Annotated in this window: 17 protein-coding genes and 1 pseudogene; 9 read left to right on the top strand and 9 right to left on the bottom strand. The window is 62.7% G+C overall.

Annotation, left to right across the window (positions count from 1 at the left end; genetic code table 11):
• Positions 1–14 precede the first annotated feature (14 nt).
• Positions 15–3,110 (top strand): hypothetical protein, encoded by a 3,096-nt coding sequence (locus ACSQ9A_RS39080; RefSeq protein WP_436308049.1) that lies wholly within the window; start codon positions 15–17, stop codon positions 3,108–3,110.
• Positions 3,111–3,114: 4 nt separating this feature from the next.
• Here the strand turns inward: ACSQ9A_RS39080 and ACSQ9A_RS39075 are convergent.
• A pseudogene (locus ACSQ9A_RS39075) lies at positions 3,115–3,282 on the bottom strand (TIGR02391 family protein); the annotation flags it as partial.
• A 481-nt stretch (positions 3,283–3,763) separates the two neighbouring features.
• On the opposite strand from ACSQ9A_RS39075, the gene ACSQ9A_RS39070 reads away from it, so the two are divergent.
• The 7 genes from ACSQ9A_RS39070 (at position 3,764) to ACSQ9A_RS39040 (ending at position 8,535) form a co-directional block, all read left to right on the top strand.
• Complete coding sequence (locus tag ACSQ9A_RS39070; RefSeq protein ID WP_436308048.1) at positions 3,764–3,937, top strand: hypothetical protein; 174 nt, start codon at positions 3,764–3,766, stop codon at positions 3,935–3,937.
• Positions 3,938–4,133: 196 nt separating this feature from the next.
• Positions 4,134–5,714 carry a glycoside hydrolase domain-containing protein gene (locus ACSQ9A_RS39065; protein WP_436308047.1) on the top strand — a complete coding sequence of 527 codons (1,581 nt, stop codon included), beginning with the start codon at positions 4,134–4,136 and terminating at the stop codon, positions 5,712–5,714.
• A 232-nt stretch (positions 5,715–5,946) separates the two neighbouring features.
• Positions 5,947–6,453 carry an SHOCT domain-containing protein gene (locus tag ACSQ9A_RS39060; protein ID WP_436308046.1) on the top strand — a complete coding sequence of 169 codons (507 nt, stop codon included), beginning with the start codon at positions 5,947–5,949 and terminating at the stop codon, positions 6,451–6,453.
• A 40-nt stretch (positions 6,454–6,493) separates the two neighbouring features.
• A complete protein-coding gene (locus ACSQ9A_RS39055) occupies positions 6,494–7,039 on the top strand; it encodes a gamma-glutamylcyclotransferase family protein (protein WP_436308045.1) in 546 nt (181 codons plus the stop codon).
• Positions 7,040–7,167: 128 nt separating this feature from the next.
• Positions 7,168–7,503 carry a hypothetical protein gene (locus ACSQ9A_RS39050; RefSeq protein WP_436308044.1) on the top strand — a complete coding sequence of 112 codons (336 nt, stop codon included), beginning with the start codon at positions 7,168–7,170 and terminating at the stop codon, positions 7,501–7,503.
• 43 nt (positions 7,504–7,546) lie between these two features.
• Positions 7,547–7,885 carry a hypothetical protein gene (locus ACSQ9A_RS39045; RefSeq protein ID WP_436308043.1) on the top strand — a complete coding sequence of 113 codons (339 nt, stop codon included), beginning with the start codon at positions 7,547–7,549 and terminating at the stop codon, positions 7,883–7,885.
• 152 nt (positions 7,886–8,037) lie between these two features.
• On the top strand, positions 8,038–8,535 hold the full coding sequence (locus tag ACSQ9A_RS39040; RefSeq protein WP_436308042.1) for a hypothetical protein: 498 nt from the start codon (positions 8,038–8,040) through the stop codon (positions 8,533–8,535).
• 69 nt (positions 8,536–8,604) lie between these two features.
• Here ACSQ9A_RS39040 and arsH read toward each other — a convergent pair whose 3' ends face one another.
• The 8 genes from arsH to ACSQ9A_RS39000 form a co-directional block, all read right to left on the bottom strand.
• Positions 8,605–9,339, bottom strand: a complete 735-nt coding sequence (gene arsH / locus ACSQ9A_RS39035; protein ID WP_436308041.1) for an arsenical resistance protein ArsH — start codon at positions 9,337–9,339, stop codon at positions 8,605–8,607.
• Positions 9,320–10,051, bottom strand: coding sequence for an aquaporin (locus ACSQ9A_RS39030; RefSeq protein ID WP_436308040.1), 732 nt, complete (start codon positions 10,049–10,051; stop codon positions 9,320–9,322). The genes arsH and ACSQ9A_RS39030 overlap by 20 nt, the downstream gene beginning before the upstream one ends.
• A gap of 9 nt (positions 10,052–10,060) precedes the next feature.
• Entirely contained in the window at positions 10,061–10,555 is a 495-nt protein-coding gene (locus tag ACSQ9A_RS39025) for an arsenate reductase ArsC (RefSeq protein WP_436308039.1), read from the bottom strand.
• 3 nt (positions 10,556–10,558) lie between these two features.
• Positions 10,559–11,056 (bottom strand): arsenate reductase ArsC, encoded by a 498-nt coding sequence (locus ACSQ9A_RS39020; RefSeq protein WP_436308248.1) that lies wholly within the window; start codon positions 11,054–11,056, stop codon positions 10,559–10,561.
• A gap of 9 nt (positions 11,057–11,065) precedes the next feature.
• The gene (locus tag ACSQ9A_RS39015) at positions 11,066–11,542 is read right to left on the bottom strand and encodes an ArsI/CadI family heavy metal resistance metalloenzyme (RefSeq protein ID WP_436308038.1); all 477 of its coding nucleotides are present in this window, start codon (positions 11,540–11,542) and stop codon (positions 11,066–11,068) included.
• A 22-nt stretch (positions 11,543–11,564) separates the two neighbouring features.
• Positions 11,565–11,891, bottom strand: coding sequence for an ArsR/SmtB family transcription factor (locus ACSQ9A_RS39010; protein WP_436308036.1), 327 nt, complete (start codon positions 11,889–11,891; stop codon positions 11,565–11,567).
• 295 nt (positions 11,892–12,186) lie between these two features.
• Positions 12,187–12,687 (bottom strand): hypothetical protein, encoded by a 501-nt coding sequence (locus ACSQ9A_RS39005; RefSeq protein ID WP_436308035.1) that lies wholly within the window; start codon positions 12,685–12,687, stop codon positions 12,187–12,189.
• 18 nt (positions 12,688–12,705) lie between these two features.
• On the bottom strand, positions 12,706–13,413 hold the full coding sequence (locus tag ACSQ9A_RS39000) for a hypothetical protein (protein WP_436308034.1): 708 nt from the start codon (positions 13,411–13,413) through the stop codon (positions 12,706–12,708).
• Positions 13,414–13,802: 389 nt separating this feature from the next.
• Between ACSQ9A_RS39000 and ACSQ9A_RS38995 the strand changes: the two genes are divergently transcribed.
• A complete protein-coding gene (locus ACSQ9A_RS38995) occupies positions 13,803–14,546 on the top strand; it encodes a bactofilin family protein (protein WP_436308033.1) in 744 nt (247 codons plus the stop codon).
• Positions 14,547–14,745 lie beyond the last annotated feature (199 nt).

The raw sequence follows: 14,745 nt of genomic DNA, 5'->3' as shown, positions 1-14,745 counted from the left end.
GACGTCAGGACATCATGTCGCTCATCAATGCAATCGAGGCGTTCATCTACTGGGCTGGTTCCCAGCTCACCATCGGGGATTCCGACCTCGCATGCGACTGGCGTGCGCCGGTCCAGACCGAAACAGACGTGCCAGCCGAGGTCATGGCGCTCAAAAGCGGCAGCGTGGTCTCGTTCATCGAGATCAAGGGCATCCGTCGCTACGTCGGCGCCCATGAGTTCGAAAGGCTTGCCGAGAATCTGGCCACGATCCTGTCGAACCGGATGAAGGCCGGCAACGGTCGGAACCACAGCATGACGTTCTGCTTCCGCAGCGACCCTGCCGGCTCGGTGCGCCTGGCGCGAGAGCTGATGGCTCCCATGTCCACGACCGCCAAGCGCCTCGGCATGACCGAAACGGCGTTCTTCGATGCGCGGGTGGACGAGCTGGCGCGGGCTTGCACGGATGAAGCGGTGTACCTGGCCGTGTTCACCCACCGCGCAGGCATGAACGCGAACGAGCAGACCAACCTGGTCGAGCGTCAGAAGAAGGCGGCCGCCGAGCTCCGCAATCGCAAGGTCACGGTGGCCTACAACGACACGTTCTCCCAGTCGCTCGCGCAGCCCTCCAATCTTCTCGTGACCCGGCACAAGTCGATGGTCGAGAACCTGGTGAAGGATCTCTCGGTGGAGATCAACACCGGCGGCACCTACCTGCTCGCCAACACGATGTCGGTTCGCGAGGCCGCGAACATGGTGCGCCGCGTATTCGATCACACCGACTTTCCGTCGACCTGGGCACCGCGGTTCCTCGGCGACAAGGGCGCCATGGGGGCCAGCCCGATCAAGCGCGCGGACGAGGCCACCGTGATGCCGGTCGCACTGTCGCGCCAGATGATTCCCGCCAGCTTCAAGGAGGAGTTCAAGGCGTTTGAGTTCGCGCGCCAGGGCTCCAACCTGATGGCCAGCGTCGTTGTCGAGGTGCTGCCGGAGGAGGGATCCCAGCCCTTCAACAAGCTCATGGAGAAGCTAGGCCGCACGTTGCCGCTGGCGTATTCGCAGGATGTGTTGCCGTCTGGCCTCGAGTTTCGCAAGGCCGACCAATTCTTCGGCAGCTTCATGGCCGCGATGGGTGATTTCAACAAGGGCATCAAACGCGGGTGGGATCAGTTGAAGAACCTCGAGAAGGAGGGCGGGTACGTCGCGGCGACGCGCATGACGCTGACCACTTGGGCGAAGACGGAGGAGCAACTGCAGTTCCAGGTCGAATACCTGCGAAGCTCCATCGAGGCCTGGGGCTCGACCGTGTGCACCAACGAAACGGGCGAGCCCGCGCTTGCGGCCATCTCCACTGCGGCCGGCTTCTCGCGCGCCAGCTCTGCCCCCTACTTGCCGGCGCCGATCGGCGAGATCACCCGCATGTCGCCAGTTGTGCGTGCAGCCTCGATCTGGAAGACGGGCCAGCTGATCGCGTCGACCCTCGAGGGCCGGCCGTACCCGATCGCGCTGGGCTCTGGCCTGCAGACCTCCTGGGCGACGGTAGGCTTCGCGCCGACTGGTTCGGGCAAGTCCTTCTTCATGAACCTGCTCAACTCGGGCCTCCTCATGGCGCCAGGCGCGCAGGACGTTCCCTATGTGACGGTGGTCGACGTTGGCCCGAGCTCGAGGCTCATCATGGACCTGTACCGCGCGATGCTGCCGGCGAGCAAGCGCGACCAGGTCGTTTCCATTCGAATCAAGAACTCACCCGAGTACACGGTCAATCCCTTCGACACATTCCTTGGACTCGACCAGTGCACCGAGCAGGACCGGGACTTCATCGTCGCGGTCCTGGGCACCATCTCCCCCGGCCTGGGCGCGGAGGCCGACAAGTTCTTCCAGAAGCTGATCGCCGCGGCCTACGAGCGCTTCTCGCGCGCGTCGGCGGATGCGAAGCCCTGGCAGAACGCCATGGATCCCGAGGTGGGTGCGCTCTATCAGCAGCTGGGCAACGAGATCATCGACGGTCGCACCCGCGTTTGGGACGTGGTCGACGCGTTGTTCAAGGCCGGACACACCGTCATGGCCGAGCGCGCGCAGCGCTATGCAATGCCGATCCTGAAGGACCTGTCGAAGGTGGTGTCGCAGCCGGACATCATGCTGATGTACGGCGAGGCCCTCGCTGCCAACGGCGTGGAGACCATGGTCAAGGTGTTCCAGCGCAACCTGAGCGCAGCCTCGACGGGAACCTATACCTTGCTGAGCAGCTATACCCAGGCGAACCTGGGATCGGCGCGTGCCATCTCGATCGACCTCGAGGAGGTCGTGGGCTCGACGACCTCGGAGGAGGGCCGCCGGCGCTCCGCCCTGATGTTCCTCTTCGCGCGCCGCCTGGGTGCCAAGAACTTCTTCGCGCGCTGGGAGGAGATCGCGCCGCTGGTTCCGGATCTGTACCGTCGCTACCAGAAGGACCGCGTCGAGAAGATGTGGGAGCAGATGAAGTTCCTGGAGTACGACGAGGTGCACTACGCCTCCGGCGCCGAGTCGTTCCAAATGTTGCTGCAGCAGGACTTGCGGGTGGGCCGCAAGTTCAACATGGTCACCATGATGATGAGCCAGCTGATCTCCGACTTTCCGGAGGCGATCATGGCCAACTCGACCAATTTCTACGTCTTCGGCCTGGGCGACGGCAGCATGGCCGACCAGGTGAAGGCCGCGTTCAAGCTGAGCGATGCGGAGATGCAGGCGATCAGCACGCATTGCCGCCGGCCCGGCACGCTCTTCGCGCGCTTCGCCACCACCGAGGGCGTGCTGGCGCAGGTGCTGAAGACCACCGCCAGCCCCCTGGACAAGTGGGCTTTCACGACCAACGCCGCGGACGCGCCGGTGCGCGCCGCGCTCGCCCTCAGGCTGGGCGGTACCGACGACAGCTACTGGCAGGCCCTCCAGCTCCTGGCGAGGATGCTGCCGGCCGGCACGGCCAAGCCGATGATCGCGGCGCTGATGGCGGAGAAAGGCGAGTTCGACGTGAACGAGGAGTCGGTGTCAATGGACGTTGCGGCACGTCTCATCGTGCGTGCACAGAACGAGGGGCTGCTGTCGAGCGAGGGGCTTGCTGAGAGGCGAGAGACTGCTGAGGAAGTTCCAGCCTAAGCCGTCAGACCTTGTGGCCGTGTCCAGCTTGCGATGGACGACAGGTGCAAACGCGAAGAATTTCCATCGCGTCTTGCTCAGGCATCGGCCAAACGGTCTTCGGCGCATGAGCAGTTGGGTTGCGGACCGCCCCGAAGAGACCGATCAGCAAACTGGCGATTCGATGCCCTTCTCCTCGCTTATCCTCGGACCATGTCTAGCGTCTTCATCGTCATCCTCTCGTTCCTGGCCGCAATCGTTCTCCCCTGGTTCATCGGGGTCCCGTTGGGGCTCATTGGCCTCGCCTACGTGATGTGGCCGCGAGGCAGCAGGGAGCGGCCCCTGCCAGATGCAGCGCAAACCGGTCCAGGAGACGCGAACGGCCAGTAGCCGATACCACGTAGCGCGGTAGCGATCTCTGGAGTGAGGTGCTAACCGGGCGGGTTCATCCGCCCGCTGTAGGCCTTGCCAGGCTCATGAGCGGCACTCTTGCGCCGGTCTCCACTTTGCAGACGCCACTGCAGAACCTGTCTACTTCTTTGTCAGCAGCAGTTGTCCCATTTTCTACAGCCTTTCCTTGAGGCCGCTGGCGATCACGCGGAGGACATCGGGCAGCTCAATTTCCATCGTTACTGTGGCGTCGAGCACCTGGATGACGCCGGAGACAGGTGGGCATGGCTATCAAGGTCATCGCAAATCAGGCCATTGCAAGCAAGGATGAACCCATTCGTCTTGCGCGTGGTGAACTACGGATCATTAACCTAAAAAATCTGCACCCGGTACTAGCTTCGGCTATCAAGGGCGACATGCTCAAAGGCGCGCAGTTGAACCGGGAACTGTGTCAATAGCTCGTACCTTGAGCCAGCGTTTCGCTAGCCCGATCGTAAGATCTAGCCGCCGTTGGAGACTTCAGGCGTGGTCGTCACTCAGAATGTGCCGTGCGGGTGCCACGATGGATGTATCTCGTATGGCCAATGGCTGTGAGCCTCTTCGCGTGGCACTGTGCACTTCCCCAAAGGGTGCGCATACGCGAGGAGATCTCTCATGGCGATCAATGGCATCTCGACAAACCGGCTGTGCGAAAGCTCAGGCGCTTGCCTGAAAGCGCAAGGTAAGAACTTCGTCTTTCGCTACTACTCGCGGACCACCCAACAACCTGAAAAGCAGCTTCGCCCCCGTGAAGCGGCCGAGCTAGCGCGCGCGGACATCGATATCGCAGTCGTGTATCAAGACAACGCGCGCGAAACAGGAGACTTCGGATTCGGGCGCGGGAGGCTCGATGGAGCGAGTGCGTTCGCGGCTGCCGGGCAAATCGGGCAGCCCGCCGGCACTGCGATCTACTTCGCGGTGGACACCGACTTCAGCCAAGCCGAAGTAAGGCAGTTCGTGGTTCCCTATTTCAAGGGCGCCAAGGAGGCGATGGATGCGGCATCAGGCGGCACCTCGATCTATCGCATGGGTGTTTATGGTTCCGGCCTCACTTGCCGGCTGCTGGATGAAGCGAAGCTGGTCGAGTTCAAGTGGCTTGCCGAGGCAACCGGATGGCGCGAATCCAGGAACTACAACGACTGGGACGTAAAGCAGTTCGTTACCGACCAGAACCTCTGCGACATCAGCAATCGTTGGCAGCGCTGTGAGGCGAAAGGGGACTTCGGAGGGTTCAGGCCCGTCGGCTTCGAGCTGCGCGCCGGCGAAGGCGTCTCAATGCGCGTTTCCGCCTCTGTCCTCAATCTCCGGTTCGTTCCCACATCTGACGGCAACGAGCCGATTGCCCGGGTGCCGCATGGAACGCTTGTTCGTGTTCTGGGCGATTCTGCCCCGGGCTGGGTTCGCGTCCGGGTGGTGCTGAATGGCGCGACCTTTATCGGCCATGTTCGCTCTTCTTTCTTAGAGCCGGCCGCCACCATCCCGCCACAACCGCCGGCGGCATCCGCACCGGCGCTCACCGCAATTCCGGCGGCGCATTTTCGGGAAGGAAATCCGAATGCCAAGCGCAGCGGTCTCGGCGGTATGGCTTCGCCGATTGGTGAGGCCGGAAGACCGGCACGGAGCGCGGGTGGTGACGCGGCGGCACAAGTTGCCGAGCTCACCGCTATCGGCGACTGGCTCGAGGTCAGCCAAAGCGCTCGCTATGCGCCGAGGGACGGCAAGACTTACTGCAACGTCTATGCCGCAGATTACTGCTACCTGGCCGGCGTATACCTGCCCCGCGTATGGTGGACGGGAGGCGCGATCGCACGGATTGCTCGCGGCGAGCAGGTGCCTGTCGCGCCGGACGACACGGTTCGCGAGATGCGCGCGGACGACCTCTACCGCTGGCTGTTGGATTTTGGCAGCGTGTTTGGATGGCGCCGCGTGTCAGATGCGACAGCGCTTCAGAACACTGCGAACGACGGAGGAGTCGGTATCGTCTGCGCCGATCGAGAGGCCGCTGGGCGCCCTGGTCACATCACGGTGGTGGTACCAGAGGACCCCAATCATTCGGCAGTGCGCGACGCGGCCGGCAATGTTGACCAGCCTTTGCAGAGTCAGGCCGGTAGCACAAACTTCCGCTACGGTAGCGCCGGTCGCAATTGGTGGAAGGGACAGCAGTTCATCGGACACGTGTTCTTCGTGCACGATTGACCACCATCAGCATCCGGACGTCGCTAACACCAACCGTTGCGTAATTCAGGAGGAAGAGCCGCTACGCTTGGGGGCCAACGGCTCAGAACGGCCAATACCGGAAGTACGTCACAGCCGCTCAATATTCATGAGCGGCAACCTTGAACTCCTACTTCATGCAGATACATTCGTTCCGAGCGGCTGTTCGGCCTGGACGCGGGCAGCCCCAACAACTCGAACATAGAGGTGCGAAGTGCTACCTACGATAGCAAGGGTCGCGGTTGCGACCTTCATCGCGATAGCCCTGGCCGCGTGCGGGCAGACGTCAGCCATCCAGGCGACGGACAAATCGAAGTCGCATTTCGCCGATGCAGCCTTCAAGGGAGAGACTGTCGTACTGAGCCTGCCAACCAAAGGCAACGAGCAGTATCGCCTGTTCCAGCAAGGGGCCACCGGCTACGTGTCGCTTCAATCGGTCAGGGATGATGTCGAACTGCGAGCCGGCCAGTTCTGCGAGCGAAAGGGCCAATCGCTGAACCCGTTGCAGGAAACCACCTCTACGCCCCCACACATCTTGGGTAACTTCCCCCGAGCCGAACTCGTCTTTGAATGCGTTGCAAAGGCTGCTTCGCCTGGAACGCCGCCGACGGAGGATGTCAAGTTCACGAAGTTGAGCAACCTGAAGAAGCTCCTCGACAGTGGGGCGCTGACGCAAGCCGAGTTTGAGCAGGAGAAGAAGAAAGTGCTGAGCCAGCCATAGCATCGTTCTCGAGCCAGCCAACAATTCACATTTGCCGCTCATGACGGACACCCTTCCTATCGACCCCGTTGTCTATTGCGTCGCCTACGGCTCAAACCTCCATCCACTTCGAATTCAAGAGCGAGTACCCTCGGCGCGCGCTTTGGGTGTCGTGGAGTTGCCGGGGTTCGATTTGGCGTTCCGGAAGCGAAGCAACGACCAGTCGGGGAAGTGTTCCTTGCACGCAGCGCCTGCGACCAGCAAGGCTTATGGGGTGCTGTATCAGTTCAATCCAGGTGACAAAGCTGGACTGGATGTCGCTGAAGGCAGCGGAAAGGGTTACTTCGAACAGCAGGTGAGCGTGCCGCTCAAGGGGGCGAACTACAACGCCTACCTGTACATGGTGTCGTCGACACATCTAAATTCCGGTCTGGCTCCGTATCATTGGTACAAGAACCTAGTGGTTGCCGGTGCGCAGTTTCACGGTCTGCCAAGCGAGTACGTGGCAGCTATTCAATCTGTTGTCTCGGTTGAGGACTCAAACTCTCAACGGAGAGAAGAAAACGAAGCGTTGCTTCGTCGGATGGGTTGGTACGACGTTGGATGAACCTGGCAAAAGATGGGCGTGAGAAACTGTTCAAGGTGCGCCGCTGCGACCACCGCCAATTATTGAGTCGAGGTCGCGAGTACGCACGATGTCGGCGAAGCTGCACTTGAAGGAAACACGAGGTGACGATGAAGCTTCGAGACGGCTTTCACAGTCGTGACGCACAGCCAGACAAGCGCTTGTGGAAGAACCTTGGATACGGCGGCAAGACCGCTAACGAGGACACGTGGAGGTACTGGCCACAGTCGGGGCTCGGTCCTTGGACAATCGCCGCGCCCCTAGGCGCCGCCGAGTACACCCAGGACAACCTGCGCCTTTTCTACGAAGGCGAACTTATCTACGAGGCGAAGGACGGCGAGGGGCAGTGGGACGTCACATGGCAAGCGCTCGCGCATTTCTATGGTGTTCTTGCTCGAAAGGTCGCAAGGGACATTCCGTTGAGCGATGCGCCGACCGGCGCATGACGGCCAGAACCAGACCTTCGACCTCTGGCCCAGAAAGTTGAGCATGAAGCCTGACCCGCGTGACGACGAATGGCAAACGCTGTATCGCTCCCTAGGCGCGGCGCTATCGCAGTTTGGCGAAGAGGATGCCTACGGCAACGGTGACTACTGGGTCGTCGACGACGACTATGGCGATACATCCCACAAGGTTTGTGTGTCGCGGCTCGCGTTCATCACGCCAGAGCTTGTTGCAGCGGTTCAGCGCTCGCTCGCTGACATGCCGCACTGGAGGGTGCTGCTGCAGCTTGACGAGGAGGTCAACGGCTCACCTGCCTCATCGACCGGCCTGACAGTATGCTTTGACAGCGTTGAGCCGCACCCGAGTTCTCGAACTCGCTCGTAGTTCAGAATGCGGCCAAAACCGGAAGTTCGTCACAGCCGTCCAAAATTCCCGCGGCAGTGCCTCGAAGGCGCTCACTCGCTGGTTACAGTCGCCAGAGCATCGGCTCAGGTCCAGCCGGCAACCCTTAAAACTGAAGCGCGAGGTATCGCAAGGTGAGCATCCCGCAATCAATTCCCGAACTCACGGCTCTCTTCGAGCGGCTGGGAGCTCGCGACGCAGAGAGTTGGGCGACCTCCCAGGTCACCGAGGGCATTTCTCAGCTACACCGCTTTCTGTTCCTGCGCCAATGCTGGGCTCATGTCATTGGAGAGGAGCAGGTGGGCTGGGTCGACTATCACATTGAGCAGGCCGATGAACACCCGCGAGACCCCTTCGCAGGCATGGGCGCTGCACTGAAGCGCGCAGTCGCCGCAGGAGTCACGCGCGAAGACCTTTCACAAATCGCTCGTGGAGTGCAGGCGGAACTCCTGTGCCAGCTCTGCTACATGCTTGAGGACAACGGGCTAAGCGAACCCGAACTCAAGGGAGTTGGTTGGGGCTTGTTCCAAACTGACGAGGACGGCAACGCCGTTGCACCAATCTATTCGCTCCACGAGTCAGTTCTCGACGCGGACCCTAGTGGGAGGGAAATGAGGCCGAAGGTCGGGTAGCCGACCGACTACAGACGGCCAACTCCGGACGTTTCGTGAAGTCTGCTTTGGAGCTCCGAACTTGCAACGCTAGATTGCGCGCTGATTCACCCGTTTGGACAGCTCTTCAGCGCTTTCCTTGCGCTCGCTGTATCTATCTACCAGGTATGGGCTGATGTCGCGCGTGAGCAGGGTGAACTTGAAGAGCTCCTCCATCACGTCGACGAGGCGGTCGTAGTAGCTCGATGGCTTCATGCGGCCGGCATCATCGAACTCGAGGAAGGCCTTCGCCACGGACGACTGGTTCGGTATGGTCAGCATCCGCATCCATCGGCCGAGCACGCGCATTTGGTTGACCGCGTTGAACGATTGCGAACCGCCGGAGACTTCCATGACCGCAAGGGTCTTGCCTTGCGTAGGCCTCACAGCGCCCAACGCCAGTGGAATCCAATCAATCTGCGCCTTCATGATGCCGGTCATCGCGCCATGGCGCTCGGGCGAGGTCCATACCATCCCTTCAGCCCACTCAGCGAGGTTGCGCAGCTCCTGAACCTTCGGGTCTGTGTCCGGAGCGCTGTCGGGTAGGGGTAATCCTGCCGGGTTGAACACCTTGACTTCGCCACCCATGGCCTCAAGAAGGCGCGCGGCCTCGAACGTCAGTAACCGACTGTATGAGCGCTCGCGCAGCGAGCCGTAAAGCATGAGGAAACGTGGCCGATGAAGGGACGGCTCACGTGCGGCCAGGCGGTCCGATGTGGGGACGTCGAACAGCTCCGCGTTGAGTGCTGGGAAGGTGGGCGGATTCTCAAACACGGTGCGCCCCATCGTCGACCACGATTCCTCCGTCTGGCGTCGAGGCCTCCTGCGACGAGGGCACAGGGACCGCAACCGCCGCTGGGCTCAACGCCCTATGGATGGCGACGCCGATGCCCGCGCCGATGAGCTCGGCGACCACGAAGCCCGGCGCGCTGGCCGGGGCAATGCCGGCGAAGCTGTCGCTGAACATCCGGCCGAACGCAGCCGCAGGGTTGGCAAAGGACGTCGACGCCGTGAACCAGTAGGCCGCACCGATGTAGCAGGCCACCATGGCGGCGACGCGGCTCGCAGGCGCTCTCAGGATGACCAGGAGCAGGCCTGCGGTTGCCACCGCCTCGGCGATCCACTGGCCCATGCCGCTGCGGACCTTCGTCGAGAACTGGAAGATCGTCGCGTCGAACATCGCATGTGCAAGCCAAGCGCCGAGCATCGCACCCGCGAGCTGGGCAACGATGTAGGGGGCGGCCAGGGCCCGGGGCATCGCGCCGCGCGCTGCCATGACCAGCGACACGGCGGGATTGAAGTGCGCGCCGCTCACGGGTCCGAACACTTCGATGAGGATGTACAGGCCGCCGACCGTCGCCAGCGTGTTGGCCAGCAGGGCGATGGCCACGTTGCCCCCCGCCAGGCGCTCGGCCATGATGCCCGAGCCGATGACCACGGCCAGCAGCAGCGCGGTACCGAGGGCTTCGGAAAAGAGCTTGCGAGATGTGTCGCCCAAGTTGCTCACCTAGTTCCTGGAGATGTCTTCAAGAGCCTGCTGCAGTTCCGCATCGCTCAGCCCACCGAGAGGCAGTTGCAGGAGCTGGAGCATCCGGTAGCCCACCGCCTGCCGCGTGAGCTCGAAGGCCACGCGCTTTCCTTCATCGCCGCCGGCGGCGTTGGAAGGATCCGGGTAGCCCCAGTGCATCTTGACCGGGCTCCCCGGCCAGTACGGGCAGACTTCTGCCGCCGCGCTGTCGCACACTGTGATGACGATGCGCATCTCGGGCGCGTCCGGCCCGGTGAACTCGTCCCAGCTCTTGCTGCGGTAGCCCGCGATATCGACGCCGGCGTTGCCGAGGGCCTCCAGCGCGAAGGGGTTGATGCGCCCGCTCGGTGCGCTGCCGGCGCTGTACGCGCGGACGTCCTTGCCCAAGGCGTTCGCCCAGTGATTGAGCATGCCTTCGCTCAGAACGCTGCGTGCTGAGTTGTGCGTACAGAGGATGAGAACGTTGGTCGTCATGGCTCAGCGCGTTCCGATGTCCTTGATTTCACGGTGGATGGCCATGGCATCCAGGCGCGCCAGAGGCAGGGAGAGCATGAGCTCGATGCGGCGCTTGAGTGTGATGGCCGCGTCGCGGAACTGCTGCCGCTTTGCGTCGTCTGTGCCCTCGAATGCTGCCGGGTCCGCCACGCCCCAGTGGGCGGACATCGGCTGGCCTGGCCATACTGGGCACACCTCGCCTGCGGCCTTGTCGCAGACCGTCAGGACGAAGTCCATCTGTGGGGCGTCGGGCTTCGCGAACTCATCCCAGTCCTTGCTTCGAAAACTATCCGTGGGGATGTGGAATGACTTGAGTGTTTCCAGCGCAAGTGGATTCACGGTGCCGTTGGGATGACTCCCGGCCGAGTACGCCTGGAAGCGTCCCTTGCCAAGGTCGTTCATGAGCCCCTCGGCAAGGATGGAGCGGGCGGAGTTTCCGGTGCAGATGAACAGCACGTTGTAGGTTTTGTCAGCCAAGATGGTCTTCCTTCAGCAGCAGGATGAGGCGGGTTTGACGGCAACGCCCACTGGCTTGCCGCGCGTCGTGGGAGCGCAGCAGGCGGAAGCCTGTGCTTCGGGCTGCCGGGTGCCCTCGCCAAACACCGGGATGTTGTCGAGGGTGTGAAACTGTTCCCAGGCGATGCCCTGCGGGTCGGTGACCCAGTGCTTCTCGCTGCGTGCATAGCAGCAGTTGGTCTCGCCCTGGTCGAGGAGCGCCATGTCTGCGTCTTGGGCGCGCGTCTTCAGCTCGGCCAGTTCTTCCGCGTCGTCGGTCTGGAATCCCAGGTGGTCGACGCCTGCGGCATCGCCCCGCGTCGAGATCGCAAAGTTGATGCGCGGGTCCTCGAGCATCCACTTGGCGTAGTCGGCCTCGACGCGGGTGGGCTCGGCGGCAAAGAGCTTGGAATAGAAGGCGATGCTTGCCTTCAGGTCGTTGACGTGCGCGTGGACGTGGAATCGCTTCATCGTGGGCTCCTAGTGGTGAGGGTCAGCACTTGCAGGCATCGCCAGTGGTCTCCACCTCGCAGGCGGCACCCTGGCAACAGTTATCGGTGAGATATCCGAGTAGCGCGTTCATGTTGTCGTACGCAGCTCGGTATATGAGGTTGCGGCTGGCGCGCTCCTGCGTCACCAAGCCTGAGGTCGTCAGCTCCTTGAGATGGAATGACAAGGTGGCGGGGGGGACGTCCAGAGCGGCTTGCATCACGCCTGGGGTCAGCCCGCTCTGACCTGCGACGACCAACGCACGAAACACCTCGAGGCGCAGAGGATGTGCGAGTGCGGCGAGGGCTTGAACAACTTCTTTTGATTCCATGTTTCGAGAATACTCGAATCAATGAGGCGGCGCAAGCCACGAAGCTGAACTAAGGGTTTCCTGCTCGCTCCGTCTGTCGAGCAGCACAGCGAGAACCAATGGGCAAGGGAACGGCCGCTTTGCGCCGATCAATCTCGACAGCTCAATGTCGGTTCAGGGCCCATAGGCGTCATCCTCACCAAACGCGTTGAGCGCTGAAGCATGGATGCCCATCCAGTCCTGACCGTTGACTGGAGCAGACCGGATACGCTTACATGCTGACAGTATGGGGAGAGCAAGGGGCTGGCGCGCTATGTCACCCTGGCAAAGACTGGCGCCGGAGGCGCCGGAGCATGTCGCTCAGCCCGAACGTGTAGCGGTCAAGCACGCCGGCGCGCAGGAGCGTGAAGCCCCATTCGAATGACTGCTGCACGGCATCGGCCGCGCCGATCGAGCCGTCGTTGTGCATGATCGCCAGCGCGCGCACAAGCACCGTCGCGGTCAGCTCCTCCTCCCGGGCGATCCTGAAGAGGGTTTGCAGCTCGGGTCCGATGGAGGTGTGAAACTCTTCGCAGAGGTATTCCTCGACGGTCCCGAGATCGCCGTGGCCTTCCATCGAACGCACCGGAACCAGGATGGGGTCGTCCTGGTCGATTCCATCGATCCATCCCAGATCCACGCCGTCCACGTTGATGACCGAGAAGATGCAGTCCACCTGGAGCAGCTGCTGCTCGATCGGCAGGGTGAAGTCGTTCGCGTAGGGCGAGTAGAGAGCGCAAGCGACGCGTGTGGCGTTGCGAGAGTGAGGTGTTCCCAAGGTTTGCTCCTTCCTACCTCAGCGGGGGGCCCTGGGGGGCCTGTCCCTGAGCATGCTGTTGAGGCCGATGCGCCGCCCCTGCACGGAGCCGGCAAGCTGAACCGCCCGTGCATTCGAGGCTTCGAACTGCTGGCGCGCGGCCGCGGCGAACTGCTCGGCGCCGTCCGCCTGCAGCTCGGCAACACTGTCCTGTCGCGGCATCACTTCCTCTCGATCCTCAAACCGTCGGCTTCGGAGTTCGACGCTCAGACCTTCAGCCTCGTTCAGCCGTGCCAAGGCCCCCATCGCTTCCCCATGGGCCTCCGCACAGAGCTCGAGCAGGGCCTCGCGTTGAAGAACTGCACGATCCCGGGCCGCACTGGTCATGGGGCGATCGGGATCTGAGCCCAGCGGTGCACTGCCCTCGTCTGGCAAGGGGGTGTCGGCCTGCCAGACCTCGACGGGAGGATCGTCGCGGCGCCGCTGAATGTCTTCCGGGCGCGTGCGTGCGAAGCGTTCCTCGGAGGCGTCCTTCGGCTTGCCTTTGGTTGAGACGGCCGCCTGGCTGAAGTGCGCCCGCTCCACGTCACGCTGCATCTGTTGAAACAGCTCAAGGCCGACCGCGTCGAGGCGAACGCTGCGGCGGTCCCCGCTTCGACGGGCTGACTGCTGAACCATGACATGGTTGCGCTCTCGCAGCTGGACCAGCTCGACCATGTTCAGGGCGTTGCCGGGTAGGTGCTTCATGTCCGCATGGCGGCTGCCGTCCCGTCCAGCGCCCGCCAAGGGATCCACGTACTCGTCTACGCCGAGACCCGCCGCTGCCTCTTCTGCGCCTGCCGCGCCCGCCGAGCCCGCAGCACCAGAAACGCCGGATGCCCCGCTGGTTGAGGTGGCGCCCGTCGAGCCAGCTCCGGTGGCGGAACTCCCGCGCCCCAGGTTCAGTGCGTCTTTGAGGGAGGGGCGGAAGGGGGGGGTGTGACTGTCCATCTAGTCCGGCCAGGTCGGTTGATCGTTCGCAGTGAGCCGTATCGATTGCGCCTCACATGCGTGTAGAAGTTGCGGGTTACATTGACGTTTTAAAGTTCGCGCCGATATCATAGTGCGGTGTAAATAATTTCAACGAGGGTTTGAGCATGAACAGCAGCAACAATTCGCATTCGAGCGACACCGGTGCCATCCCGGCATTCCTGTCGAAGGGCGAACCCACCCGGACCGTGATCGGTGCGGAATCCAACTTCATGGGCGACGTCAGCATTCGTGCCGGCCAGGACCTGCACATCGAAGGGTGCGTCCTGGGCAACGTTTTCCACGGTGGAAGGGTCGTGATCGCCGATACCGGCATCGTGATCGGGTCGATCTTTGCGGCGCATCTGGAGATCCACGGCGTCGTCGACGCGCCCGAAGGCGAGATCCTGGCTGCGAACCTGGTCGTGCACGGCACCTCGCGCGTCACTGCGAGCGAAGTGACCGTTACCGCCGGCTGCATGAACTACGAGCGCGGCGGCTACATGAGCGCACAGATGGGCATGCTCACGGAGTCGGAGGTGAGTTCGCGCATCGAGACGCTGCTCCAGAAGGAGCTCGATCGCGCACAAGAGCGCCGAGTCGCCATCGAGCAAACCCGCAACGCGGCGCGCGATCTTCGTGAAGCACGTGTCGCCGCTGCACCTCAAGCCGCTCCGGCCGCCGCAGCATCTGCCGCGGCGGAGCTCACTGACCAAGCAGTCGTGTCCGAGTCGGCTGTAGCCCAGGCTCCCGCTGCCCCCGCACCCGTCGCAGCGCCCTTGGCCCGCCCGGCGATGGCTCTGGTGCCGTCGATCGTCGAGCCCGACGATTCCGATGAAGCGCGAGAGCCGGCGCGCGCGTACGCCGGCTGAGCGTTCCGCATCCTTTGCCACCTAACTGTTAGCGAAGGCTCGGGGCAGTTGTCCACAGTCGCAGGGGAAAAGTGCCCCCCAATTCGCGCCCGAGCCATTGCCCATGCGGGGCCGGCTGGGTTGCTCGCGCAATAAGCACCTTCCCCGCGGAGGGCACGCTGCTTTACCACGACTTCAAGAGATTTGACGGCCGCCGATG

It is taken from the genome of Variovorax sp. LjRoot290 (assembly GCF_964253985.1).
Lineage (GTDB): Bacteria > Pseudomonadota > Gammaproteobacteria > Burkholderiales > Burkholderiaceae_C > Variovorax.
Note: the sequence above shows the minus strand (reverse complement) of the source record. Positions and strands in the feature narration are given on the sequence as shown.